Origin of the sequence: Nocardioides sp. NPDC057577 (genome assembly GCF_042801335.1) — a bacterium.
GTDB lineage: Bacteria > Actinomycetota > Actinomycetes > Propionibacteriales > Nocardioidaceae > Nocardioides.
Genome location: NZ_JBHVGB010000310.1, coordinates 1 through 2,411 on the forward strand (window position 1 = coordinate 1; position 2,411 = coordinate 2,411).

Below are 2,411 nucleotides of genomic sequence, written 5' to 3' on the forward strand. Positions count from 1 at the left end.
CAACCCAGACACGGACGCCCAGCCTCAGAAGTGCGTCCACCCCGCTGGCCCCTCATAGACCTCCCCGTCGACCGTCACCGGCTCCCCGCCCGGCTCACCGATCGTCCCGATCACCGTCCACCCCTCCGGCAGCTCGGCATCAGGCGGAAAAGCCGCGAGCAGGGAGTGATCCTCTCCCCCGCCCAGCACGAACGCGAGCGCGTCGGCGCCCGTCGCCGAGGCGACCGCGTTGAGCTCGTCGGGGACGGTCAGCGCGGCGGTGTGCACGTCGATGGAGACCTCCGAGGCATCGGCGATGTGCCGGGCCTCGGACAGGAGCCCGTCGGAGACGTCGATCAACGCCGAGGCGCCGGCCGCCGCGGCAGCGGGGCCGGCTGCGTACGGCGGCTGCGGGCGGCGGTAGGCGTCGACCAGCACCCGTGGTGAGCGGAACCCCCGCTTGAGGATCGCCAGGCCGGCCGCGGCCCACCCCTGGCGGCCACACAGCGCGAGTACGTCGCCCGGCTCTGCGCCGGAGCGCAGGACCGGTGCCTGAGCGACCGCGCCGATAGCCGTCACGGAGATCACGATCTGGTCGGCACCGGTGATGTCACCGCCGATGACGGAGGCCCCCACCAGCGCGCACTCCGCGGCGAATCCCTCGGCGAAGTCGACCGCCCACTCGGCCGGGAGGTCCGAGGGCAGGGCGAGCCCGAGAGTCATCGAGTGGGCGACGCCACCCATCGCGGCGATGTCGGCGAGGTTCTGACCCGCCGCCCGATGGCCGATGTGAGACGCCTCTGCCCAGTCCCGCCGGAAGTGGCGACCCTCGACGAGCAGATCGGTCGAGACCACCACGTGGCCCTGCTTGACCCGCACCAGCGCAGCGTCGTCGCCGGGGCCGACCAGCACCTGCTCCCCCTGGGCGAAGTGCTTGGTCATCTCGGTGATCAGCCCGAACTCACCGATGTCGGCGAGCGTCGTGTCCCTCGGAAAAGCCATGGCTCCATCCAACCCTCCCCGCGATGCGCGGAGATACCGGGACACGCATGAGCTGTCTTATCCCAAGGGTCGGTGTAGGTCGATCGACAGATAACGCGATAGGTTACTTGCCTGACGTTGTGCCAAGGAAGGCACGGAGAACAGGAGCAGCACCATGGTCGTACAGGCGTACATCCTCATCCAGACCGACGTCGGCAAGGCCGCAGAGGTCGCCACCGAGATCGGCAAGATCCAGGGCGTGACCCTGGCTGAGGACGTCACCGGTCCGTACGACGTGATCGTTCGCGCCGAGGCACGCAACGTCGACGAGCTCGGCAAGATGGTCGTGGCGCGCGTCCAGAGCCTCGAGGGCATCACCCGCACCCTGACCTGCCCGGTCGTTCACATCTGATTTCACGGCTGCACCCGGCCGTCTGTTACAACGAACCCATGAGCACTCCTCCTCTTTCCGGGCCTGTCGCCGTCATCGCCGGCGGGCTGAGCCACGAACGCGACGTGTCGCTGGCCTCTGGCCGCAACCTCGTGCGCGAGCTGTCGGCGCTGGGCGTGGAGGTGGCTGCGTACGACTTCGACCGGGCGCTGCTGCACAACCTCGAGCGCGACAAGGCGGTCGTGGCGCTGCCGGCTCTGCACGGCCAGTTCGGTGAGGACGGCGAGATCCAGACGCTCCTGGAGCTGATCGGGATCCCGTACGTCGGCACCGTCTCCACCTCCTGCCGCGTCGCGTTCGACAAGACGGCCGCCCGCGAGCTCCTGCGCCGCGGGGGCATCCCGGTACCGGACTCGGTCTCGCTGTCGTCCACGACGTTCCGCGACGTCGGGGCGCCGGTGCTGATGGAGCACGTCATCTCGCGGCTGGGTGAGCGGGTCGTGGTCAAGCCCTCGCGCGGTGGATCGGCGCTCGGCGTCACCGGCGTCGACGGCCTCTCCGCCCTCCCCGCCGCCCTGGTCAAGACCTACGCCTACTGCGACGAGGCGCTCATCGAGCGCTTCTACGCCGGCATCGACGTCTCCGTGGTGGTCCACGAGACGGACGAGGGGGTCAAGCCGCTGACCCCGATCGCCATCGACTTCAGCAAGGGCCACGAGTTCGACTTCGCGGCGCGCTACACCGCCGAGTTCGTCGGCTTCGGCCGCCCCGACCTCCCCGACGCGCTGCTCGCCGAGCTCGGCGAGACCGCCGTACGCGCCCACGAGCTGCTCGGCATGCGCGACATCTCCCGCACCGACTTCATGGTCACCCCCGACGGAAGCTTCGTCGTCCTCGAGGTCGCCATCACCCCCGGCGCCACCGAGACCAGCGTCTTCCCCTTCGCCGCCAAGCACGACGGCACCTCGATGGGCGAGGTCACCCTCGCCCTCCTCAAGCGCGCTCTCGCCCGCTGACCCCCGCCGAGTCGGCTCGAACTGACCGAGAACCACGCCGAGTC

3 protein-coding genes are annotated in these 2,411 nt (G+C 69.9%); 2 read left to right on the forward strand and 1 reads right to left on the reverse strand.

Features of this window, described 5'->3' with window-relative positions; all coding sequences use genetic code 11:
• Window positions 1-24 precede the first annotated feature (24 nt).
• Entirely contained in the window at window positions 25-981 is a 957-nt protein-coding gene (locus ACFU7D_RS29295) for a thiamine-phosphate kinase (protein ID WP_378873958.1), read from the reverse strand.
• A 154-nt stretch (window positions 982-1,135) separates the two neighbouring features.
• On the opposite strand from ACFU7D_RS29295, the gene ACFU7D_RS29300 reads away from it, so the two are divergent.
• Together ACFU7D_RS29300 and ACFU7D_RS29305 are read left to right on the forward strand one after the other, a co-directional pair.
• Window positions 1,136-1,372, forward strand: a complete 237-nt coding sequence (locus ACFU7D_RS29300; protein ID WP_008358330.1) for an Lrp/AsnC family transcriptional regulator — start codon at window positions 1,136-1,138, stop codon at window positions 1,370-1,372.
• A gap of 38 nt (window positions 1,373-1,410) precedes the next feature.
• Window positions 1,411-2,367: a D-alanine--D-alanine ligase gene (locus ACFU7D_RS29305; protein ID WP_378873961.1), complete on the forward strand. Its 957-nt coding sequence runs from the start codon at window positions 1,411-1,413 to the stop codon at window positions 2,365-2,367.
• The last annotated feature ends 44 nt before the right edge of the window (window positions 2,368-2,411 follow it).

Bases quoted from the DNA above. Each gene is read 5' to 3' on its own strand.
- ACFU7D_RS29295 (WP_378873958.1), bottom strand. From the start codon at position 981: ATGGCTTTTCCGAGGGACACGACGCTCGCCGACATCGGTGAGTTCGGG.
- ACFU7D_RS29305 (WP_378873961.1), top strand. From the start codon at position 1,411: ATGAGCACTCCTCCTCTTTCCGGGCCTGTCGCCGTCATCGCCGGCGGG.
- ACFU7D_RS29300 (WP_008358330.1), top strand. From the start codon at position 1,136: ATGGTCGTACAGGCGTACATCCTCATCCAGACCGACGTCGGCAAGGCC.